The organism is Nocardioides sp. (assembly GCF_004803405.1).
Classification (GTDB): Bacteria; Actinomycetota; Actinomycetes; order Propionibacteriales; family Nocardioidaceae; genus Nocardioides; species Nocardioides vastitatis.
This window is the reverse complement of sequence record NZ_SSXI01000323.1, coordinates 1-22,469: the sequence shown is the minus strand read 5'-3', so window position 1 is coordinate 22,469 and position 22,469 is coordinate 1. Positions and strand designations below refer to the sequence as shown.

Sequence of the window (22,469 nt, the reverse complement as noted above, 5' to 3'; positions counted from 1 at the left end):
CACCGGGTGACGCCGCACCGGACGACGCTGCACCGGGTGACGCCGCACCGGACGACGCCGCACCGGACGAGGCTGCCGTCGCGGACGAGGCTGCCGCCGCGGACGAGGCTGCGGTCGCGGACGAGGCTGCCGCCGCGGACGAGGTCGAGCGGTCGACCCTGCCGGCGACGGGTGCGGAGATGAGCCCGTGGTTGCTGGCGCTGGGAGGCAGCAGCCTGCTGGCGGGCTTGGCGCTCGTGCGCGGCCGACGCGGAGTCAGCTGAGCACGGTGCGGCGGACGACGGTGCCGGCCTCGGTCAGCGCACCCGCCGCAGCAGGTAGAGGATGGCGACGACGATGAGCACGACGATCAGGATCGTCACGAGGGTTCGCATGACCCACCAGTACCCGCGCCGACGTCTTCCATGACGTACGACGAAGGGCCGGTCCCGAACGGGACCGGCCCTTCGTGCGGCGCGCCGCGCTACGGCGTGGTGTCGACGTACACGTAGGTCGAGTTGGGCGCTCCGTCGTATCCCAGGAGCCCGAAGTAGTGGGACTCCGCCTCCAACCCGCTCCACGACACGTCGAACGACGTGTCGCCGCCGGTGGTGACCGGAACCGGGTTCGGGTCGACGGCCAGGCCGCCGACCGACGGGGTTCCGCCGAGGTCGTAGACCCGGAGCGAGTACGGCACCGGCTCACCCTGCTGACCGGCGGCGAAGGCATCAACCTCGACGATGTAGGTCCCGGCCGGGGCGTTCTCGAGGGAGAACGTCTCACCCGGCGACGGCGTCGCCGCCTCGCCCGCCACGGCGTAGATGGTGTTGGGGTCGCACGACTCCGCCGCGTACACGAACATGTCGAGGTCGCTGGTGCTGTCCGGCGCGACCAGGTCGAACTGGGCGAGGTCGTTGCCTGCCCCGATGGTCACGCACTCCAGCGCGTAGTCGCCTTCGGGCAGCGCACCCTCGGCGACCTGACCCTTCACCAGACCCGCGGTCGAGACCTGCAGGTCGCCGGTGAAGCCACCGGTGATCGGCACGTTCGTCGAGCCGGCGGTGCCCGTACCGCTGACCGACGTGGGCGCCTTCACCGACACCGGCCGCAGCGCCACGGGGAGTCGCACCTTCGTCGGGCCGGTCATCGTGATGTGGCCGAACGCCCACTGGCTCAGCGGCGCGCTGGTGCGCTGGAAGGTGAACGCGACCGGGATCTCCTGACCGGCCCGCGATGCGCGGACCACCGCCCTGCTGGACGTGCTGCTGAACCCGGGGACGTCGACCGACACCCGCCAGATGCCCTTGCGAGCAGCGGTGAAGGTCCGGGTCAGCGTGGTCTCGGTCATCACATGGCCCTCGGCCAGGGACGGCAGGTTGACCGCGTTCGGCTCGATCGCCGGCACACCCGTGTCCAGGCCGAGGCCGGAGATGTAGCCGTACCACTGCTCCCAGTCGGAGAGGAGGAACAGGCCCGGGTCGAGGAACGACTTCGGGTTGACGTGGCCGGCCCCCTGCGCGAACAGGTCCTGCGACGGTGCGCCGGCGGCGTCCTTCAGGTCGGTCGCCGTCGTCATCATCGCCGACTTGATGTGCATCGGCGTCCATCGCGGGTGGACCCCCTGCACGATCGCCGCGAGACCGGCGATGTGCGGCGCCGACATCGACGTACCCGAGGCCAGGTCGTAGTCACGGCCGTCGCTGGACGGAGGGGCCACCGCAGCCAGGACGCTCACCCCCGGTGCCGCGATGTCCGGCTTGAGCAGGTCGCTCTCGTCGGACGCCGCGGGACCGCGCGAGGAGAACCCGGCGATCTGCGGCACCGGGGTCTCCTCTCCGCTGAGGTTGCCGAGCTCGAAGCGCGCCGTCGCCGCCGCGCCCGCCGAGTCCAGGTAGTCGTAGACCGCCGGGGAGTCGGTGTGGGAGACGTGGATCGTCGGCACCGCGTGGAAGTCCGCGTCCAGGCTCCCCTCGGTGACGTTGGCGAGGATCATGCCGGCGCCGCCGGCCCGCTCCACCTCGGCGCTCTTGGCGACCCGGTCGTAGACCCCGCGTCGGCAGACCACGATCGTGCCCGCGACGGTCGCGGGATCCAGGCTGCCGGACGCGCACAACGACGTGTCGGCGTCCGACATGGAGCCGTTGCCGGCGTCGGCTGCGTCCACCAGGGGCGTGTTCGGCAGGGCGGTGCGGCTGATCGAGGCCCCCACGATCTGCTGTCCGTCACCCAGGACGACGGTGTTCTCGAACGAAGTGTGCGTGCTCGCCGCGACCGTGGTCACCCACGGGCTGTTGTGCGCGACGGTCGAGGCACCGGGGCCCGAGTTGCCGGCAGACGCCGCGACGAAGACCCCGGCCTCCGCCGCACCCTCGAACGCGATCTCGGCCGCTTCGAGGACCGTGTCGGTCGGCCCGGAGATCGAGTAGTTGATGACGTCCACACCGTCGGTCACCGCCTGCTCGATGGCGGCGACGAGGTCACGGGTGGTGCCGCTGGCGCGACCGTCGGCGGTCGCCCACAGGGCCTTGTAGGAGGCGATCTTGGCCCCCGGCGCCATCCCGGAGACGGTGCCGAAGTCGACGCCCTCGGTGCTCACGTCCGCGACGTTGTTGCCGGCGGCGGTGGACGCGGTGTGCGTGCCGTGGCCGTTGCCGTCGCGCGGGGAGATGTAGTCCTCCTCGATGGTGCGGTGCTCGCCGTACCCGTCGAGGAAGTAGCGCGCCGAGATCAGCTTGTGGTTGCAGGCGCCGACGGTGAACTCCTCACCGACCTCGCACTCGCCACGGAAGAGGTTGCCGTCGGACTTCCTCATCGAGGTGATCGTGCCGGACCGCTTCGCCTTCCACCGACCCTTCGGCTTGGACGTGAGCGGCGCACCGGAGAAGGAGCGCGACTCGGGCCAGATGCCGGAGTCGATGACGCCGACGACGATGCCGTCACCCGCCTTCTCCTGTCCGCCCACCCTCTGCCAGACACCGTTCCTGCCGGTGAGGCCGAGGAAATCGGGCGTGTTCCAGGTGTCGGCGTAGACGAGGGAGTCCTTCTGCACGATGAGCACCCGCCGGTCGGTGGCGAGCTCGGTCGCCTGCTTCGCGGTGAGGTCGGCGACGAAGCCGTTGGCGGCGATCGTGAAGTGCCGGTCGACGTCGAAGCCGAGGTCGCGGGCGATGGTGTCGTGGCGCGTCTTCAGCGTCCTCGAGTACGACGCGACGCCGGCGCCGCGCGCATCGAACTGCTTGCCGGGCTTCGCCCGGGTCTTGCTGTAGGTCGAGGCCGGCGGTGCCGCCAGCATCACGATGTAACGACCCGCCTTGAACCGCTGGAGGTCGGCCTTGGTGGCGGACCGACCCTCTCCGTCGTCTGCACCGGGCCCGGGGTCGTCCGCCAGTGCGGGCGCACCGAGCGCTGCCGTGAGGGCGAGCAGCGCCGCGATCGCGAGAGCCAGAGCGGCAGGAAGTCGACGGGCGCGCTGGGCACCCGGTTCCGAGACGAGCATGCGGTCTCCTCCGAAGCCGAGAAGGGGACGGAGACGCCGGAGAGCACGTCACCGCAACGGACCTTGTCCGTCCCGGACACCCAAGCCCCGAAGATCCACCGCGTCAAGCCCCCCCGCGGCAGGAGAAGTGACCGGGTCCGGCCCTCGCGCACTGCGCCTCTGCGCGGGCTCCGCGCGGGCCTCCGCGCCGGCTCCGTCACCGGTAGGTGACCAGCGAACGCGGCAGATGGGCGTGCTCGTTGAAGGTCAGCAGCCGAGCGCCGCTGCGGCCGACGATCACACGGGTGACCGAGGAGTTCGCGATGACCGTGTTGAACCGCGTCCACACCGGACCGACCGGCGCGTCGCGCGACAGCACCAGCACCGCGGCGAGAGCGGCGATCACGCCGCCGGACGTGACGACGACGCCGGGACCGGGGAGACCGGCCGCGCGCTCGAGGGCGCGGCGGGCACGCGCGACGAAGGCGTCGTACGGCTCGGGGTAGCCGCCGTCCATGCCTGCGGCCGCCCAGTGCCCGGTCGCGGTCTCGAAGCGGGCCTGGAACGCCGGCCGGTCGGCGTCGTGCCGGATCGCCTCACCGGTGACGACGGCGTGGCGCTCGAGCACGGCGAGGTGGTCGAACTCGTCCCAGTCCGGGTCGATCACCGGCGCCCGGTCCCGCCAGCCGGCACCTTCTGCCAGCCCCTGCCAGGTCTCGCGATGCCGGCGCATCCCGCCGTGCGCCACCGAGGCCGGCGCCGTGCCGGTGTCAACCAGCCAGCGTCCGAGGAGGCGGGCCTGCTCCCAGCCGGTGTCGGACAGGACGTCGTAGTCGTCGGCACCGAACGAGGCCTGGCCGTGCCGGATCAGGAGCAGGAGACCCATGTCAGGACCGGGTGAGGATCTGACGGCAGCGCTGCTCGAGGTAGCCGACGGCCGGGCCGAAGACCGCGTAGGCCTCGTTCGTCGTCTGGCCGGTCGCGTACCGGTACCAGATCTGCTGGGCGATGACAGCGAGCCGGAACAGGCCGAAGACCTCGTAGAACCTCCACTGCTCCTCGGTCAGGCTGATGCCGGTGCGGCGGCAGTAGGCCGCGACGAACTGCTCGCGCGACCACATCCCGGGAATGGTGGTGGGCTGACGACGGAACTGCTGGAAGAGCTCGTCGTCCCCGTCCTGCACCCAGTAGGCCATCGCACCTCCGAGGTCCATCAGCGGGCAGCCGACGGTCGAGAGCTCCCAGTCGAGCAGCGCCACGACCGCGAACCCGCCGTCCCCGGATCGCCGCAGCACCATGTTGTCGAAGCGGAAGTCGTTGTGGATCAGGCACTGGCCGGCGTCCCGCGGCTGGTGCTCGTCGAGCCATGTGGTGATGTCGGTCCAGTCGCCGGTGTCGTCGGTGCGCGCGTCGGTGAAGCGCCTGGTCCACCCGCCCACCTGCCGGGCGACGTACCCCTCCCCCTTGCCGAGGGCGGCGAGGTCGGGGACGGCGGTGACGTCGACGGCGTGCAGCGCGACGAGGGCGTCGACCGCCTTCGCGCAGAGGGTGTCTGCCTGCTCGGGGGTGACTGGGACGCCGAAGTCCCGGCGCGGGATCAGACCGTCCACCCGCTCCATCACGTAGAGCTCGCTCCCGATCGGGCTGTCGGCCGCGGTGCAGTAGGCGACCATCGTCGGCACCTGCGGGAAGACCGGCTCGAGCGCCGCCTGGATCCGGTACTCGCGGCCCATGTCGTGCGCGCCTCTGGCCTTCGTGCCCACCGGCGGGCGGCGCAGGATCAGCTCCGGACCGCTCTCCATCCGCAGCAGGTAGGTCAGGTTCGAGGCGCCGCCGGGGAACTGGCGGACGTCGGCGATCGGGCCTCGGCCGAGCCATGCCTCGACGGCCGCGACGTCGAAGGCGTCCTCCTCGCGCACCGGCCGGCTCTCGTCCCGGGTCTCGGTCATGACCTGTCCTCGGCGATCTCGTCGAGCCTGCGCGCCTGCGCCCGCATGACGACGTCGTACGACGCGCGGTCGGCCAGCTTCAGCCGGTAGGCCGCCATTGCCGCCGGGTCGGGGAGGATCAGCTCCTCGTCGCGATCGATGGCCTCCAGCACCGCTCCGGCGATCTCGTCCGGTCCGAGCGGTGCGTCCGCCACCAGCCTCGCCATCACCGCCTGGAGCGCGGTGTCGCGGCCCTCGACGGCGGACATCAGGTTCGTTCGGAAGTAGGACGGGCAGACCACGTGCGCCCTGACCCCATGGGACGCGAGCTCGTGCCCGGTCGTCTCCGTGAGGGCGACCATCGCCGCCTTCGTCGCGTTGTAGCCGCCCATGCCGGCCGGATGGACGAGGCCGGCGAGGGAGGCCACGTTGACCACCCGGCCGCTGCCCTGCCGCTTGAAGACCGGCGTGAAGACCGCGGTGCCACGCACCGCGCCGAGCAGGTTGATGTCGACGAGGCGCTGCCACTCGTCGAGGCCAGCCACATCGAGGCGTCCGCCACCGGCGATGCCGGCGTTGTTGACGAGCACGTCCAGTCCGCCCCAGGCCTGCTCGACGTGGTCACGCGCAGCGGCCCAGTCGGCGTCGCTGGTGACGTCGAGCCGGAAGACGCCCGCCGACGCGGAGCGGTCGGTGCGCAGCACGGTGGCGCCCCGGCCCTCCCAGGCGCTGGCCAGGGCGGCGCCGAGCCCGGAGGCCGCGCCGGTGATCAGGACACGTGGCGGGTTGGGTTCGGTCACCCGGCGAGACTAATGGTCGGCGCGACGGCAGCGGCGGCGGTGTTGGCGGGGTGGGCGGGGGTTTCCTGGCACTTCTGGGGCGTTGCAATGGCCGTGAAGTGCAGGAATCACCGGTGAACCGGCGATTCCTGCACCCCCACCCCTCACGTGTGCTGCGGAAACCCCAGGTTCAGCCCACCGTGTGAGGGGTCGAGCCACCGCGAGGTGACGGCCTTCTCACGGGTGAAGAACTCCACGCCGTGCGGACCGTAGGCCTTCGCGTTGCCGAACAGCGACGCCTTCCAGCCGCCGAAGGAGTGGTAGGCGACCGGCACCGGGATCGGGACGTTGATGCCGATCATGCCGACCTCCGCCTCGCGCTGGAAGCGACGCGCGGCACCGCCGTCGTTGGTGAAGATCGCGGTGCCGTTGCCGTAGGGCCCGGCGTTGATCAGCTCCACCCCTTCGGCGTACGACGCCACCCGCACCACCGACAGCACTGGTCCGAAGATCTCGTCGGTGTAGACGGCGGAGGTCGTCGCCACCTTGTCGATCAGGGTGGGGCCGAGCCAGAAGCCGTCGGCGGCGCCGTCCACCTCCACGCCGCGGCCGTCGACGACGAGGGACGCTCCGTCGGCCTCGGCGACGTCGAGGTAGCCGGCCACCTTGTCGCGGTGCTCCCGGGTGATCAGCGGCCCCATGTCGCAGGAGCGCCGGCCGTCACCGATCACCAGCTTGCCCATCCGGTCCTTGATCTTGTCGATCAGCTCGTCGGCGATCGGCTCGACCGCCACCACCACCGACACGGCCATGCACCGCTCGCCGGCGGATCCGAACCCGGCGTTGACCGCGGAGTCGGCGACCAGGTCGAGGTCGGCGTCCGGCAGGACGAGCATGTGGTTCTTCGCCCCGCCGAGTGCCTGCACCCGCTTGCCCTTCGCGGTCGCGGTCTCGTAGACGTAGCGCGCGATGGGCGTGGAGCCCACGAACGAGATCGACGCGACGTCGGGGTGGACGAGCAGCGCGTCGACCGCCTCCTTGTCGCCGTGGACGACGTTGAAGACGCCGTCGGGCAGGCCGGCCTCCTGGAGCAGCGCGGCCATCCAGTTCGCGACGCTCGGGTCCTTCTCACTGGGCTTGAGGACCACCGTGTTGCCGGTCGCGATCGCGATCGGGAAGAACCACATGGGGACCATCGCCGGGAAGTTGAACGGGCTGATGATGCCTACGACGCCGAGGGGCTCCTTGACGGAGTAGACGTCGACGTCGGTGGAGACGTTCTGCGAGAACGCGCCCTTCGCCAGCTGCGGCATGGCACACGCGAACTCGACGACCTCCAGCCCCCGCGCCACCTCGCCGGCCGCGTCCGAGAGCACCTTGCCGTGCTCGGAGGTGAGGATCGCCGCGAGCTCGCCCTTGCGGGCGTTCAGGAGCTCGCGGAAGGCGAACATCACCTGCTGGCGCTTCGCGACCGACGCCTCTCCCCAGCTGGCGAACGCCTCCCTCGCGACGCCGACCGCCCGGTCGACGTCGGCGGCGCTGCCGAAGCGGACGTGCTTGGAGACCTGGCCGAGCGCGGGGTCGTAGACCGGGCCGGTCCGGCCGGCGTCACCAGCGGCGCCGGCGTCGGGTCGGCCGGCGATCCAGTGGTCGAGTACCTCAGTCATGGAAATCAGATCTCCTCGTCGAGCAGGGTCAGGACGGCGTCGTACGCCTTGAGTGCCTCGGCCACCTCGTCGGCGGTCACGACACACGGGGGTACGACGTGGATGCGGTTGTCTGCGATGAACGGGATCAGGCCACGGCCGAGCAGCTCGGCCTTCGCCCGGCCCATCAGGGCGGCCGACAGGGGCTCCCTGGTGCTGCGGTCGGCGACCAGCTCGACGGCCCAGAAGACCCCGGCGCCACGGACCTCGCCTACCACCGGATGCCTGTTCGCCAGCGCCGCGAGGCCGGGGCCGATCACCTCGGCGCCGAGCTGCCTGGCGTGGTCGACGATGCCCTCCTCCTCCATCGCGTCGATCGAGGCGACGATCGACGCCGCGGCGAGCGGGTGGCCGCTGTAGGTGAGCCCACCGGGGAAGACCCGGTCGTCGAAGGTGCTGGCGATCGCGTCGCTGATGACGACCCCGCCGACCGGGACGTAGCCGGAGTTGACGCCCTTCGCGAAGGTCACCAGGTCCGGTACGACGCCGTGCGCGTCGAACGCGAACCATTCGCCCGTCCGGCCGAATCCGCACATCACCTCGTCGAGGATCAGCACGATGCCGAACTCGTCGGCGAGGGCGCGGACACCGGCCAGGTAGCCCGGAGGCGGCACCAGGACCCCCGCGGTCCCCGGCACCGTCTCGAGCAGGATCGCGGCGATGCCCGCCGGCCCTTCGCACTCGATCACCCGGCGCAGGTGGCGCAGAGCGCGCTCGCACTCCTCCTCCGGCGTGGTCGACCAGAACTCCGAGCGGTAGAGGTAGGGGCCGAACACGTGGACGTGCCCGCGGGCGTACTCGTTGGACACCCGGCGCCAGTCGCCGGTCGAGACGATCGCGGCACCGGTGTTGCCGTGGTAGGAGCGGTAGGTCGAGATCACCTTGTCCCGGCCGGTGTGCAGGCGCGCCATCCGGATCGCGTTCTCGTTGGCGTCGGCGCCGCCGTTGGTGAAGAACACCTTGTTCATGCCCTCGGGCGCCCTCGCGACGATCCGCCGGGCGGCCTCGCCACGAGTGAGGTTGGCGGTGGCCGGCCCGATGGTGGCCAGGGTCGCGGCCTGCTCCTGGATCGCTTCCACCAGTCTGGGGTGCTGGTGCCCGATGTTGACGTTGACCAGCTGGCTGGCGAAGTCGAGGTAGCTGCGGCCGGAGTGGTCCCAGACCCTGGTCCCGAGACCGCCGGCGACCACGAGCGGCGCCAGCGCCGCCTGTGCGCTCCAGGAGTGGAACACGTGCGAACGATCGAGCTCGGCCGCGCGCGCGTCGAGGTCTGTGTACTGCTGGGCTGTCGTCACCATCGTCGACCCTTTCGCAGTGGTGTGATCGAGGGGTGGGCGGCCGGTGGACCACCCACCCCGGTGTCGGTGCGGCTACTTGCCGCCCGCGTTGAGCGTGACCTCGATCGGCTCGAAGCCCTCGCCCTTCGTGTCGACGCCGTCGGCCTCCAGCTCCTCGAGCGCCTGCTCGACGTACTCGTTGCTGTAGGCGGTCGCGGGCGGCTCCTTGCTGATGATCGTGGCGCCGGTCTCGTTCTTGGTGTTGAGCGCGATGTCGACGGTCTGCTTCCACGCGGCCGCGTCGATGATGCCGACGCCGTTCGTGGACGGCCAGATCAGCTTGTTGACCTCGTTGGTCATCCAGAGCTGGTGGCTCTCGCCGAGCTCGGAGCCGGACTCCGCCACGATCGTCGCGGCGTCCTCGGGGTTGTCGCGGACGAAGGCCCAGCCCTTGATCGACGCCTTGATGAACGCGACCGTCTGCTCCTGGTAGGCCTCCTCCGAGAGCTTCTCGGTCTGCGCCCAGATCGCGTCCTGGAGCATGGCGGTGCCGACGTCGTTCCAGTCGATGACGTTGAGGTCCTCGGGTTGGTAGAGCTCCCCGGTCTTCGGGTTCACCGTCTCCAGAACCTGGGCGTACTCGTTGTAGGTCATCGCCTGCGCCGCGTCGATGTCGCCGGCGAGGAAGGCGTTCATGTCGAACGCCTGCTGCACCAGGTTGATGTCGTCCACGCCGACGTTCGCGGACTGCATGCCGGCGAAGAGCTCCCACTCGTTGCCGAAGCCCCAGCTGCCGACGGCCTTCCCCTTCAGGTCCGCCGGCTCGGCGATGCCCTTGTCCTTGAAGGAGATCTGCGTGGTGGCGCTGCGCTCGAAGATCTGCGCCACGTTGGTGATCTGCGCGCCCTGCTCGATCGACCCGAGCACCTTCGGCACCCAGGAGATCGCGTAGTCGACGTCGCCGGAGGCGAGCACGTCCTGGGGCACGATGTCGACCCCACCCTCGACGATCTTCACGTCGAGGCCCTCGTCCACGTAGTAGCACTCCGCGACGGCGGCGTAGTACCCCGCGAACTGAGCCTGCGAGACCCACTGGAGCTGCAGCGAGACCTCGGTGAGCTCACCGGCGTCCCGCGCCTCCTGCGTCCGCGTCGCGCAGTCCTCGTTGGCGGCCACGTCGACCTCCGACGAGCCGCCGCCTCCGTCACTTCCGCACGCGGAGGCGACCAGTCCGAGGGCGACGACGGCGGCGCCCAGCTTCAGTGTTGGCTTCATCTGTATCTCCTGTTTGCTCAGGGGGCTCGGGGACTTCGAGGCTCGCTTCGCTCGGACCTCAACCACCGGACCGGTGGTGGCGCGAGAACCACAGCTCGACGAGCAGGGTGACGACGTAGAACAGCAGCCCGAGCACGATGGCGCCGGTGACGTAGGCCCATGCCAGCGGGTAGTTGCTGCTCGCAGCCGAGGACGTGATCGACTTCCCGAGTCCGCCGATCGGGCCACCGAAGTACTCCGCGATCAGCGCGGCGATCACCGCGAGCGAGGAGGCGACCCGCAGGCCGGTGAAGACGTACGGCGTCGCGGTGGGCAGCGTGACCGAGCGGATCACCTGCACCGGCCCGGCGGCGTAGGCGGTCATCAGGTCACGGTGGACGGCGCGTACCTGCCGCAGCCCCCGCAGCGTGTTGAGGTAGACCGGGATCGTCACCGACAGCCCGGCCACGATGATCCGGCCGGTGTCGGCCGCGGCGCCGTACATCGAGTAGAGCACGGGCGCGAGGGCGACGATCGGGATCACTGCGAGCGCCGCGACGACGGGCGCCGCCATCTGGTCGAGGAAGCGGAACGTTCCTGCGAGCATCGCGCCGGCGACACCGACCACGGCACCGGCCACGGTGCCGATCAGGGCGTTCCGCCCGGTCACGGTGGCGCCGTCGACGATGTTGCCGGTGTTGAGGGTCATCTGCTCCCAGATCGCGCTCGGCGCAGGCAGCACGTAGGGCTCGACCTCCAGCCCCTCCACGAGCCACTCCCAGGCGACGAGGGCGAGGACGCCCAGCAGCAGCGGGGCGAGCACGGTGCTCCACCGCACCTCGGCGATCGGGAGCCGGGCGCGGGTGTCCTTGGCCGGAGAGACCTCCGCGACAGTGGTCATCTGCTGTCGACTCCTCGGGCGGTGACGGCGGGCGCCGGGGTCCCGTGCAGGAGGCTGCGGACCTCGCCCACCGCGCGGAAGAACCCCTCCTCGTCGCGGGCGCCGGCCGAGCGGTCGTGGGCGGCGACCATCCCGTCGGCGCGGACGTCCACGATCCCGGTGATCCGGCCCGGCCGCGGCGACATCACCACGACCCGGTCGGAGAGGAACACCGCCTCCGGGATCGAGTGGGTCACGAACAGCACCGCGGCACCGGTCTCCGCGCAGATCCGGACCAGCTCGTTCTGCATCCGCTCGCGGGTGATCTCGTCGAGAGCGCCGAACGGCTCGTCCATCAGCAGCAGGCGCGGGCTCTCGGCCAGCGCCCGGGCGATCGCGACCCGCTGCTGCATGCCGCCGGAGAGCTGGTCGGGGTGGCTCTTGGCGAAGTCGCTGAGCCCGACCAGCTCGAGCAGCTCTGCCACCCGGCGGCGGCGGATCTCCGTGCTGACGCCATGCAGCTTCAGCGGAAGCTCGACGTTGCCGGCCACCGTGCGCCACGGCAGCAGCCCGGACTGCTGGAAGGCGATGCCGTACTCCTGGTCGAGGCGGGCCTGACGCGCGCTCTTCCCGAACACCGCCAGCTCGCCCGACGTCGCGACGTCGAGGTCGGCGACGAGGCGCAGCAGGGTGCTCTTGCCGCACCCGCTCGGCCCGATCAGCGACACGAACTCGCCGTCGGCGACGGTCAGGTCGACGTCGCTCAGCGCGTCGACCTGCTTGCGCCCCTTGCCGAAGACGCGGTTGACGCCGCGCACCTCGATCGCCGGGTGGTTCATTGAGCTACCCCTGTCAGTCGGAACGGTCGGAGGGCGAGGCCGAGCAGCCCGATCGCGCCGGCGGCGACCAGCCCGATCGCCACCGCCCCGAAGATCGGTGCCCACGGCTTGGCCGGGTCCCCGCTGGCCGCGACGGCGTAGTCGATGACCATCCGCCCCAGCCCGCCCTTGAGGCCGATGGAGACCTCGGCGACCACGGCGCCGATCACGGCGCTCGCCGCGCCCAGTCGCAGCGCCGGCAGCAGGTAGGGCACGCTGGCCGGGATCCGCAGCGTCACCAGGGTGAGCCACCAGCCGACGCCGAAGGCGCGCATGAGGTCCAGGTGCGTGGCTTCCGGCGACTTCAGCCCACGCAGCGCGCCCACCGCGACCGGGAAGAACGCGAGGTAGGCGGCGATCACCGCGACCGAGTCCTGGCTGGTCCAGATGTAGCTGCCGATCTCGATCTCCGAGCCCCAGCGGCGCACCAGCGGCGCGATCGCGATCAGCGGCACGGTCTGGCTCAGCACCACCCACGGGAGCAGTGCGGACTCGACGATCCGGAACCCGCTCATCAGCAGAGCGAGGAGCAGCCCGACCACCACCCCGATCACCCACCCGCGCGCGGCCAGTCCGAGCGAGAACAGGCTGGCGTCGTACACCGCGTTGAAGGCGTCGGGCGCCCCGGACAGTGCGGTCACCGGCTCGCCGAAGCGCTGCAGCATCTCCCAGGAGTGCGGCATGGCGAGGTCGGTGGTGCGCGGCAGGATCCGGGTCTCCCCGACCAGCACGCCCTGCTCGGGCCCGAACGCCTTGTACATGTCCCATGCGCCGACCACGGCGAGGATCCCGAGGACGCCCAGGATCACGGCGCGGAAGCGGCTCCAGATTCGTGCCAAGAGCTATGCCCTGTCTTCTTCACGTGGACGCTGCTGTACCTCACGACGGCACGCCTCGCCGGGGCTCGGCGTCCCTCCGTTGGGGTTCCTCGCGCTCATGCCTTCGCCGTCACGTGCTCACGGAGGACGGGCATGATCGACTCGCCGTAGACCCGCAGGGTCTCCTCCTTGTTGTCGTGCTGGAGGTAGACCGCGAACTGGTCGACGCCGATCGCCTTCAGCGCCTGGAGCTTGGCGATGTGCTGCTCGGGCGTGCCGAGGAGGCAGAACCGGTCCACGATCTCGTCCGGCACGAAGTCCACGTGGTCGTTGTCCGCCTTGCCGTGGGTGTTGTAGTCGTACCCGGTCCGACCCTTGATGTAGTCGGTGAGGACGTCGGGGAAATCGCCCTCCTCGCCGTACTTCGAGACGATGTCGGCGACGTGGTTGCCGACCATGCCGCCGAACCAGCGGGTCTGGTCACGCATGTGGCCGAGCTGGTCCTCGGTGCCGACGTATGCCGGAGCGGCGACGCAGAACGTCAACGCCTCCGGGTCGCGGCCCGCCTCGGCGGCCGCCTTCCGGACCTGGGCGATCATCCACTTCGCGACGTCCACGTCGCCGAGCTGGAGGATGAAGCCGTCCCCGACCTCCCCCGCGGTCTTGAGCGCCAGCGGGCCGTATGCCGCCACCCACACCTCGAGCGAGGACGTCCGCGCCCAGGGGAACTGGAGGGTGGAGCCGTTGTGCTCGACCGGCCGGCAGTTGGCGAGCTCGCGGATCACGTGCGTGGCCGCGCGGACCTCCTTGAGCGTGGTCGGCTTGCCGTTGAGCACGCGGACGGCCGAGTCGCCGCGGCCGATGCCGCAGACCGTGCGGTTCCCGTACATCTCGTTGAGGGTCGCGAAGACCGACGCGGTGACGGTCCAGTCGCGCGTGGCCGGGTTGGTCACCATCGGCCCGACGATCACCCGCTTGGTCTCGGCGAGGATGGCCGAGTAGATGACATAGGGCTCCTGCCAGAGCAGGTGGGAGTCGAAGGTCCAGACGTAGTCGAACCCGTGCTCCTCCGCCTGCTTGGCGAGCCCCACAGTTCGCCAAGCAGGCGGATTGGTCTGGAGTACGACACCAAAATCCATCAGTGGTCCATGCCCTTCGATGCCTAGACGAGATATTGGGTGAGGTCGCGCTTGAGGAACCGGCCGTGTCCCTTGGTGCCGGTGAACCGCCCGTCCTCGACGAGGACCGTGCCGCGGGAGATGGTGACGTCGACGTGGCCGTCGATCTCGAAGCCCTCCCAGGCGGAGTGGTCCATGTTCATGTGGTGCGTCTTGCCGACGCCGATGGACGTGTGGCCGTTCGGGTCGTAGACCACGATGTCGGCGTCCGCCCCTGGCTGGATCACGCCCTTCCTCCCGTAGAGACCGAACATCCGCGCCGGCGTGGTGGAGATCAGCTCCACCCAGCGCGGCAGGGAGATCCGGCCGTCGACGACGCCCTGGTACAGCAGGTCGACGCGGTGCTCGATCGAGCCGATGCCGTTCGGGATGGCGCGGAAGTCGTTCCGCCCCAGCTCCTTCTGGTCCTTCATGCAGAACGGGCAGTGATCGGTCGACACCATCTGGAGGTCGTTGGTGCGCAGGCCCTGCCACATCGCCTCGAGGTGGCCCTCCTCCTCCGACCGCAACGGGGTCGAGCAGACCCACTTCGCGCCCTCGAAGTCGCCCCACTCCTCGCTTCGAGCGCCGAGCTGCTTCTCCAGTGACAGGTACAGGTACTGCGGACAGGTCTCGCCGAAGACGTTCTTGCCCTTGTCGCGCGCCCACGCGACCTGCTCGACCGCCTGCTTCGCGCTCATGTGCACGATGTAGAGCGGCGCCTCGGTGAGGTCGCTCAGCATGATCGCCCGGTGGGTCGCCTCCTCCTCCATCTGCCAGGCGCGCGCGATGCCGTGGAAGTACGGCGCGGTCTTGCCGGACTCCGCCAGCTGCGCGGCGAGCACGTCGATCGCGGGCCCGTTCTCGGCGTGCATCATGGTGAGCAGACCCCGCTCGCGCGCCTTCTGCATGGCGCGCAGGATCTGCGCGTCGTCGCTGTAGAAGACGCCCGGGTAGGCCATGAACAGCTTGTAGGAGGTGATCCCCTCGTCGACGAGGGTCTCCATCGCCTTCAGCGACTCCTCGTCCACACCGCCGATGATCTGGTGGAAGCCGTAGTCGATCGCGCAGTTGCCGTCGGCAAGCTCATGCCAGTGGCCGAGCCCGTCCTCGACCCGCTCGCCGTACTTCTGCACCGCGAAGTCGATGATCGAGGTGGTGCCGCCCCACGCCGCCGCGGTGGTGCCGGTCTCGAAGGTGTCGGAGGCCTGGGTGCCGCCGAACGGCAGCTGCATGTGGGTGTGGGCGTCGATGCCGCCCGGGATGACGTACTTGCCCGTCGCGTCGATGACTCTGCTGGCGTTGCCGTCGATGCCGATGCTGTCGGCGACACCGGGTGCGAGCAGGGCCGAGATCCTCTCCCCGTCGATGACGACATCGGCCTCGGCGGTGCCGGTGGCGTTGACCACGGTGCCGCCCTTGATGATCAGGTCAGCCATTCGAGCTCCCCTCAGGGCCGGGCGATCGCGCGGTAGGAGTCGGGGCGGCGGTCGCGGTAGAACTGCCAGTCGTCGCGCATCTGCTGGACCATGTCCAGGTCGAGGTCGCGCACCAGGAGCTCCTCCTTCTCCGCGGAGCCGCGCTCACCGACGAAGTTGCCGCGGGGGTCGATCACCTGCGAGGTGCCGTAGAAGTCGACCGCCTCGGCGCCGTACTCGTTGTCCTCCATGCCCACGCGGTTGGGCTGGAGGACGAAGTAGCCGTTGGCGACGGCCGCACACGGCCCCTCGACCTCCCACAGCCGGTTGCTGAGACCGGGCTTGGTCGCGTTGGGGTTGAACACCATGTGCGCGCCGGCCAGGCCGAGCTCGCGCCAGCCCTCGGGGAAGTGGCGGTCGTAGCAGATGTAGGCGCCCACCTTGCCGACCGCGGTGTCGAAGACCGGGTAGCCGAGGTTGCCCGGCCGGAAGTAGAACTTCTCGTAGAACTTCTCCAGCTGCGGGATGTGGTGCTTGCGGTACTTGCCGAGGATGGTGCCGTCGGCGTCGACCACCACGACGGTGTTGTAGTAGACCCCGGTCTGCTCCTCCTCGTAGATCGGGAGCAGCATCACCATCTCGAGCTCGGCGGCGAGGGCCGCGAACCGCTGCACGGTCGGGCCGTCGGCCGGCTCCGCGTAGCGGTAGTACTTCTGGTCCTGGGTGATGCCGAAGTACGGCCCGTAGAAGAGCTCCTGGAAGCAGATCACCTGCGCGCCCTGCGCCGAGGCCTCCCGCGCGAACTGCTCGTGCTTGTCGAGCATCGACTCCTTGTCGCCGGTCCAGGTCGTCTGGGTGATGGCAGCACGCACGATGGTCAAGGCCCACCTCCGAGGGGTCGTAGGGGTCACGCGGTCTCGCCCGAGGTTTCGTTATCCTGAGTGCTGAACATTTCGCTTTCATTTCCGGTCTGTCAAGGCTCTCGGCAAAAATCGGCCCCCGAGGAGGTGTCCGTGCGTGGCTCACTGGACCTGACCGCCCTCGCGGACCGGTCCCCCCCGGGCATCGCCGGGGCCTTCAGCCGTGCCATCCGGGCCGGGGATCTCTCCCCCGGGGACCGGCTGCCGACGGTGCGCGACGTCGCTGCGCAGCTGGGTGTGTCGCCCGCGACCGTGTCGGCCGCCTGGCAGGCGCTCCGTCGTACCGGTCTGGTGGTCTCGCGCGGGAGGGCGGGGACGTTCGTCAAGGACAGCCCCACGCCCTGGCTGTCGCCGCGCCAGCGCGGGCTGGTCGGCGCGGGTCCGGACGGCCTGCGCCTCGACCTCTCCCGAGGCACGCCGGACCCGCGCCTGCTGCCGTCGCTGGAGCCGGCGCTGCACCGCGTCTCGCAGCGTGCCGGGACGCTCACCTACCAGGACGAGCCGGTGCTCCCCGAGCTGCGCGAGGTGCTCGAGAGCTCCTGGCCCTACGACGCCGAGGCGCTCACGGTCGTCGACGGTGCGACCGACGGCGTGGCACGGGCTCTCGAGCAGGTCGTCTCGTACGGCGACCGCGTGGTGCTCGAGTCCCCCGGGTTCCCGCCGTTCTTCGACCTCGTCGAGACGCTCGGGGGCGAGGTGGTGCCGGTCGAGCTCGACGACGGCGGGATCCGACCGGACTCGTTGCGGCGGGCGCTCGCGTCCCGCCCGGTCGCGGTGGTGCTGCAGCCCCGCGCGCACAACCCGACCGGGGTGGTCACCGACGCGGTCCGGGCCCAGCAGCTGGTGCGGACGCTGCGGCGTGCCACGCACGAAATGCCCTGGATCGTGGAGGACGACCACTCCGCGGGCATCAGCACCGCGCCCGATCTCAGCCTCGGCACGTGGCTTCCCGAGCGGGTCGTGCACGTCCGGTCCTACTCCAAGTCGCACGGCCCCGACCTGCGGATCGCGGCCATGTCGGGCCCGGCCTCGATGATCGACCGGATCGTCGCCCGGCGCATGCTGGGGCCGGCCTGGACCTCCCGGATGGTGCAGACCATCCTGCTCGACCTGCTCACGTCCTCGCGGTCGATGGACGAGGTCGGCGAGGCCCGGCGGCAGTACTTCGCGCGCCAGCGGACGCTCGTCACGGTCCTCGCCGCGCACGGCATCGACGTACCTTCTCCCGACGGCATCAACATGTGGCTGCCCGTCCACGACGAGCGTGCGGCGCTGCTGCACCTGTCCGCATCGGGCATTCGCGTCGCGGGCGGCACCCCGTTCCTCGCCGGCGACCCGGACGGCGCCGCGTTCGTGCGGGTCACGTCTGGCCTGGTCTCGCCCGACGACGCTGCGACAGTGGCCGCGGCGCTGGCCGAGGTGGCCGTGAGGTAGCCCGAGACGGGCCGAGTCGGCACAACTGACGTCAGTTGTGCCGACTCGGCGGGTGACTCGGGCCGGCAGCGCGGCGGCCGGACGGTCAGGCGGTCAGGCGGTCAGGCGGTCAGGCGGGGAAGCCCTTGCCCGAGGCGGCCAGCTCCCGCAGCCAGGGGGTGGCCCGGAAGCGGTCGCCGTACTTCGCGGCGAGCTCGTCGGCACGCTCGAGGAACGCGTCGAGTCCGATCGAGCCGTCCCTGCCCTCGTAGCCCGTCATGAACTGGGCAGCACCACCGGTCATCGGCGGGAAGCCGATGCCCATGATCGAGCCGATGTTCGCAGCCGCCGCCGAGGTGATCACGCCTTCCTCGAAGCACTTCGCGGTCTCGAGCGCCTCCGCGAAGAGCATCCGGTCGCGGATGTCCTCGATCGGCGGCTGCTCGTCGGCGACCGGGAACAGCTCGCCCAGCCCGGACCAGAGGGAGAGGCGCTTGCCGGTCTCCTGGTCGTAGTCGTAGAAGCCCGCCTTGCGGAGCCGACCGGCGCGGCCGGCGGCGAGCATCCTGTCGACGACCGCGGTGCCCGGGTGCTCGGTGTGGGCCGAGCCGTCGCGCTCGGCGGCCTCGCGGGTCGCCTTGGCGATCTTCGACATCAGCTCGAGGTTCAGCTCGTCGGAGAGCTGCAGCACCGGAGCCGGGTAGCCGGCCGAGGTGGTGCCCCGCTCGATGCTCCACGGCTGGACGCCCTCCGCGAGCATCGCCATGCCCTCGTTGACCATGAACCCGATGACCCGCGAGGTGTAGAAGCCGCGGCTGTCGTTGACCACGATCGGGGTCTTGCGGATCTGCTGGACGACGTCGTACGCCTTGGCGAGCGCGGCGTCCGAGGTCTCCTTGCCGGTGATGATCTCGACCAGCGGCATCTTGTCCACGGGGGAGAAGAAGTGCAGGCCGATGAAGTCGGCCGGGCGGTCGACGCCGGTGGCGAGCTCGGTGATCGGCAGGGTCGAGGTGTTCGAGCAGAGCAGCGCGTCCTTGTCGACGTACGGCGCGATCTCGGCGAACACCTTGCTCTTCAGGGACGGGTCCTCGAAGACGGCCTCGATCACCAGGTCGCAGCCGGTCAGGTCGGCCGGGTCGGCGGTCGCCGTGATCCGGTCGAGCAGCTCGGCCTTCTTCTCCTCGGTGGAGCGGCCGCGGCTGATCGCCTTGTCCAGGATGCTCTCGGAGTAGGCCTTGCCCTTCTCCGCGTTCGCGACCTCGACGTCCTTGAGGACGACCTGCATGCCGGCCTTCGCGCAGACGTACGCGATGCCCGCGCCCATCATGCCCGCGCCCAGGACGCCGACCTTGGTGGCCTTCCACGGCTCGATGCCCTGCGGGCGGAGCGAGCCGGAGTTGATGGCCTGCAGGTCGGTGAAGAACGCCTGGATCATGTTCTTCGCACCCTGGTTCACCACCAGGTTGGTGAAGTAGCGGGTCTCGATCCGCGACGCCGTGTCGAAGTCGACCTGCGCACCCTCGACCGCGGCCGAGAGGATCGCGCGCGGGGCGGGGTAGACCGCGCCCTTGGTCTGCTTGCGCAACAGGGCGGGAAACGCGGGCAGGAAGCCGGCCAGCGCGGGGCTCTTCGGCGAGCCACCGGGCATCTTGTAGCCGGGGGCGTCCCACGGGTTGAGGGCCGCCTCGGGGTTCGCCTTCAGCCACGCCTTCGCGGCCGGGACCAGCTCGTCCTGGCTGGACACCAGCTCGTCGACGATGCCCTTCTTGAGGGCGTCGGCGGGGCTGAACTGCTTGCCCTCGAGGAGGATGTCCATCAGCGCGGACTGCAGGCCGAACTTGCGGACCGCGCGGGTCACGCCGCCGCCGCCCGGCAGCAGGCCGAGGGTCACCTCGGGCAGGCCGATCTTGATCCGGCTGTCGTCGACGGCGATCCGGTGCTGGCAGGCGAGCGTGATCTCGTAGCCGCCGCCCAGTGCGGCGCCGTTGATGGCGGCCACGACCGGCTTCGGGAACAGCTCGAGGCGGCGCAGGCCGGCCTTGATCCGCTCGGCCATCGCGAAGATCTCCGGGGCGTCGTCCTGGGTGGCGCTCGCCATGCTCTTGAGGTTCCCGCCGGCGAAGAAGGTCTTCTTGGCGCTCGCGACGACGACGCCGGTGATGTCGTCCTTCTCCTCGTAGAGGCGGTCGACGGCCTTCTCCATCGAGTCGAGGTAGAGCTCGTTCATGGTGTTGGCGCTGGACGTGGGGTCGTCGAGGGTCAGGGTGACGATGCCGTCGGCGTCGCGCTCGTAGCGCACAGCGGTCTGGGTGTCGGTGGTCATGCCATTCCTTGAGTTCGAGTTGGGAGTTCTTGGGCGTCGAGTTGGGATTTGGGTGGGCAGTTGCGAGCCGGATCTACCGACTCGACGCCCAGAAACTCCCAACTCGGCGCGGGGTTGAGGTCCGGCCGTCAGACGCGCTCGACGATGGTGGCGATGCCCATGCCGCCGCCGACGCAGAGCGTGGCGAGGCCGCGGCGCAGATCGCGTCGCTCGAGCTCGTCGATCAGGGTGCCGAGGATCATCGCGCCGGTCGCGCCGAGCGGGTGGCCCATCGCGATCGCGCCGCCGTTGACGTTCGTGATGTCGTGGCTGATGCCCATGTCGCGCATGAACCGCATCGCGACCGCGGCGAACGCCTCGTTGATCTCGAACAGGTCGATGTCGCCGACCTCGAGGCCGGCCTTGGCCAGCGCCTTGCGCGCGGCGGGGGCCGGGCCGGTGAGCATGATGATCGGGTCGGCACCGGAGACCGCGGTGGCGAGGACTCGCGCCCGCGGGGTCAGGCCCAGGTCCTGGCCGACCTGCTCGCTGCCGATCAGGGTGAGCGCGGCACCGTCGACGATGCCGGAGGAGTTGCCGGCGTGGTGGACGTGGTTGATCCTCTCCAGCCAGTGGTACTTCTCGAGCGCGACGTCGTCGAAGCCGGCGTCCGCGCCGAGCTGCGCGAAGCTCGGCTTGAGGCCGGCGAGGCCCTCGACCGAGGTGTCGGGACGCACGGTCTCGTCGCGGTCCAGCACGGTCAACCCGTTGATGTCCTTGACGGGCACGATGGCGCCGTCGAAGTAGCCGTTGGCCCACGCCTTGGCGGCGCGATGGTGCGACTCGGCGGCGAAGGCGTCCACGTCCTCGCGGTTCCAGCCCTCGACCGTCGCGATCAGGTCCGCGCCGATGCCCTGCGGCACGAAGCCGGCCTTGAGCGCGGTGGCCGGGTCGGACGCCCAGGCGCCACCGTCGGAGCCCATCGGCACGCGGCTCATCGACTCGACGCCGCCGGCGATGATCAGGTCCTCGAACCCGCCGCGCACCCGGCTGGCGGCCTGGTTGACGGCCTCGAGGCCGGAGGCGCAGAAGCGGTTGAGCTGGACGCCCGCGACCGTGTCGGGGTAGCCCGCGGCGATGGCTGCGGTCTTGGCGATGTCACCGCCCTGGTCTCCGACCGGCGACACGACGCCGAGGACGACGTCGTCGACCCGGTTCGGGTCCAGGCCGGGGTTGCGCTCCCTGACAGCGTCGAGGAGCCCGACGGCGAGGTCGACCGGCTTCACCTCGTGGAGGGAGCCGTTGGCCTTGCCCTTCCCTCGCGGCGTGCGGATGTGGTCGTACACGAATGCTTCTGCCATGACCGTCCTTGTTTCTCAGGCGTTGTGCACGGCGGTCGACGGGCGCGCCGTACGGGGAGGGGTGTCCCGCCAACGATTGTGACACTATTACTGTCATGGTCAAGAGCGAGGGTGGTCCGGAGCGGTCACAGGACGACCTGCTGACTCTCGACGAGCTCACCGAGCGGGTGGGGATGAGCGTGCGGACGGTGCGCTTCTACACCGCCCGCGGCCTGGTGCCGCCGCCGATCCGGCGCGGGCGCTCCGGGTACTACTCATCGACCCACGTGGCGCGGATCGAGCTGGTCCTGGAGCTGCAGAGCCACGGGTTCACGCTGTCCGCGATCGAGCGGTACGTCGCCGGCATCCCCGACGACGCGACGCCCGAGGACATCGCGCTGGCTCGCACCATGCTCGCGCCGTGGCAGTCCGACCTCCCGGTGGAGATGGACCGCCGGCAGCTGGAGACCAAGGCCGGGCGAGCCCTGTCGGCCGAGGACATCGCCACGCTGCAGGCGCTCGGCGTGCTACGGACCCGCGGGTCGTCGTACCTCGTCGCGAGCAACCAGCTCTCGATCGGCGTGCGGCTGCTCGAGCTCGACTTCCCTCGGGAGGTGGCGGTGGCTGCGGCCGCGGTCTACCAGGAGCACGGCGAGCAGATGGCCAAGGAGCTCGCCGCGGTCATCCAGGACAAGCTGGCGCCCGCGTACGGCGACGTCGAGTCCGAGCACTTCCGCGAGGTGATGGAGCGGCTCAAGCCGCTCTCGGTCGGCGGCCTGGTCACGGCGTACGAAGCGGCCGTGGCGCGTGCCGCCCGGACCGTGAAGGCCCGGCCGGGCACGGCGGGCTGACCGAGGTCAGCGACGACCGCTGAACGACGCGGGGCTGTGGCCGCCAGAGCCGCCGGAGCCGCCCGAGCCACCGGAGCCGCCACCGCGCTTG

General features: G+C 70.4%; 18 protein-coding genes. 3 read left to right on the top strand and 15 right to left on the bottom strand.

Going from position 1 to position 22,469, the window contains the following annotated elements:
- Positions 1-263: LPXTG cell wall anchor domain-containing protein (locus tag E7Z54_RS22085; protein ID WP_136436883.1), on the top strand; the 263-nt coding region annotated here is incomplete at its 5' end.
- A gap of 200 nt (positions 264-463) precedes the next feature.
- Here the strand turns inward: E7Z54_RS22085 and E7Z54_RS22080 are convergent.
- The 13 genes from E7Z54_RS22080 to E7Z54_RS22020 all read right to left on the bottom strand — a co-directional run bounded on the left by E7Z54_RS22080 (position 464) and on the right by E7Z54_RS22020 (position 16,421).
- Positions 464-3,475 (bottom strand): S8 family serine peptidase, encoded by a 3,012-nt coding sequence (locus E7Z54_RS22080; RefSeq protein WP_136436882.1) that lies wholly within the window; start codon positions 3,473-3,475, stop codon positions 464-466.
- Positions 3,476-3,671: 196 nt separating this feature from the next.
- Complete coding sequence (locus E7Z54_RS22075) at positions 3,672-4,340, bottom strand: histidine phosphatase family protein (protein WP_136436881.1); 669 nt, start codon at positions 4,338-4,340, stop codon at positions 3,672-3,674.
- A 1-nt stretch (position 4,341) separates the two neighbouring features.
- Entirely contained in the window at positions 4,342-5,403 is a 1,062-nt protein-coding gene (locus tag E7Z54_RS22070; RefSeq protein WP_136436880.1) for a phosphotransferase family protein, read from the bottom strand.
- On the bottom strand, positions 5,400-6,182 hold the full coding sequence (locus E7Z54_RS22065; RefSeq protein WP_136436879.1) for an SDR family NAD(P)-dependent oxidoreductase: 783 nt from the start codon (positions 6,180-6,182) through the stop codon (positions 5,400-5,402). The genes E7Z54_RS22070 and E7Z54_RS22065 overlap by 4 nt, the downstream gene beginning before the upstream one ends.
- Before the next feature lie 143 nt (positions 6,183-6,325).
- Complete coding sequence (locus E7Z54_RS22060; RefSeq protein ID WP_136436878.1) at positions 6,326-7,828, bottom strand: CoA-acylating methylmalonate-semialdehyde dehydrogenase; 1,503 nt, start codon at positions 7,826-7,828, stop codon at positions 6,326-6,328.
- 5 nt (positions 7,829-7,833) lie between these two features.
- A complete protein-coding gene (locus E7Z54_RS22055) occupies positions 7,834-9,165 on the bottom strand; it encodes an aspartate aminotransferase family protein (RefSeq protein ID WP_206056471.1) in 1,332 nt (443 codons plus the stop codon).
- A 72-nt stretch (positions 9,166-9,237) separates the two neighbouring features.
- A complete protein-coding gene (locus tag E7Z54_RS22050; protein ID WP_136436877.1) occupies positions 9,238-10,419 on the bottom strand; it encodes an ABC transporter substrate-binding protein in 1,182 nt (393 codons plus the stop codon).
- A 58-nt stretch (positions 10,420-10,477) separates the two neighbouring features.
- Positions 10,478-11,299 (bottom strand): ABC transporter permease, encoded by an 822-nt coding sequence (locus tag E7Z54_RS22045; protein WP_136436876.1) that lies wholly within the window; start codon positions 11,297-11,299, stop codon positions 10,478-10,480.
- Positions 11,296-12,117, bottom strand: a complete 822-nt coding sequence (locus E7Z54_RS22040; RefSeq protein ID WP_136436875.1) for an ABC transporter ATP-binding protein — start codon at positions 12,115-12,117, stop codon at positions 11,296-11,298. The genes E7Z54_RS22045 and E7Z54_RS22040 overlap by 4 nt, the downstream gene beginning before the upstream one ends.
- Entirely contained in the window at positions 12,114-12,995 is an 882-nt protein-coding gene (locus E7Z54_RS22035; RefSeq protein WP_240769840.1) for an ABC transporter permease, read from the bottom strand. The genes E7Z54_RS22040 and E7Z54_RS22035 overlap by 4 nt, the downstream gene beginning before the upstream one ends.
- Before the next feature lie 95 nt (positions 12,996-13,090).
- The gene (locus E7Z54_RS22030; protein WP_136436874.1) at positions 13,091-14,113 is read right to left on the bottom strand and encodes a TIGR03842 family LLM class F420-dependent oxidoreductase; all 1,023 of its coding nucleotides are present in this window, start codon (positions 14,111-14,113) and stop codon (positions 13,091-13,093) included.
- Positions 14,114-14,136: 23 nt separating this feature from the next.
- Positions 14,137-15,570: a dihydropyrimidinase gene (hydA, locus tag E7Z54_RS22025; protein ID WP_136436873.1), complete on the bottom strand. Its 1,434-nt coding sequence runs from the start codon at positions 15,568-15,570 to the stop codon at positions 14,137-14,139.
- Between the two features lie 11 nt (positions 15,571-15,581).
- Positions 15,582-16,421 carry a nitrilase-related carbon-nitrogen hydrolase gene (locus E7Z54_RS22020; RefSeq protein ID WP_240769841.1) on the bottom strand — a complete coding sequence of 280 codons (840 nt, stop codon included), beginning with the start codon at positions 16,419-16,421 and terminating at the stop codon, positions 15,582-15,584.
- A 141-nt stretch (positions 16,422-16,562) separates the two neighbouring features.
- On the opposite strand from E7Z54_RS22020, the gene E7Z54_RS22015 reads away from it, so the two are divergent.
- On the top strand, positions 16,563-17,903 hold the full coding sequence (locus E7Z54_RS22015; protein WP_206056470.1) for a PLP-dependent aminotransferase family protein: 1,341 nt from the start codon (positions 16,563-16,565) through the stop codon (positions 17,901-17,903).
- 109 nt (positions 17,904-18,012) lie between these two features.
- Here the strand turns inward: E7Z54_RS22015 and E7Z54_RS22010 are convergent, their stop codons facing one another.
- Positions 18,013-20,208, bottom strand: a complete 2,196-nt coding sequence (locus E7Z54_RS22010) for a 3-hydroxyacyl-CoA dehydrogenase NAD-binding domain-containing protein (RefSeq protein ID WP_136436871.1) — start codon at positions 20,206-20,208, stop codon at positions 18,013-18,015.
- Positions 20,209-20,336: 128 nt separating this feature from the next.
- Complete coding sequence (locus tag E7Z54_RS22005; RefSeq protein WP_136436870.1) at positions 20,337-21,548, bottom strand: acetyl-CoA C-acetyltransferase; 1,212 nt, start codon at positions 21,546-21,548, stop codon at positions 20,337-20,339.
- A 95-nt stretch (positions 21,549-21,643) separates the two neighbouring features.
- On the opposite strand from E7Z54_RS22005, the gene E7Z54_RS22000 reads away from it, so the two are divergent.
- Positions 21,644-22,378: a MerR family transcriptional regulator gene (locus tag E7Z54_RS22000; RefSeq protein ID WP_136436869.1), complete on the top strand. Its 735-nt coding sequence runs from the start codon at positions 21,644-21,646 to the stop codon at positions 22,376-22,378.
- Positions 22,379-22,469 lie beyond the last annotated feature (91 nt).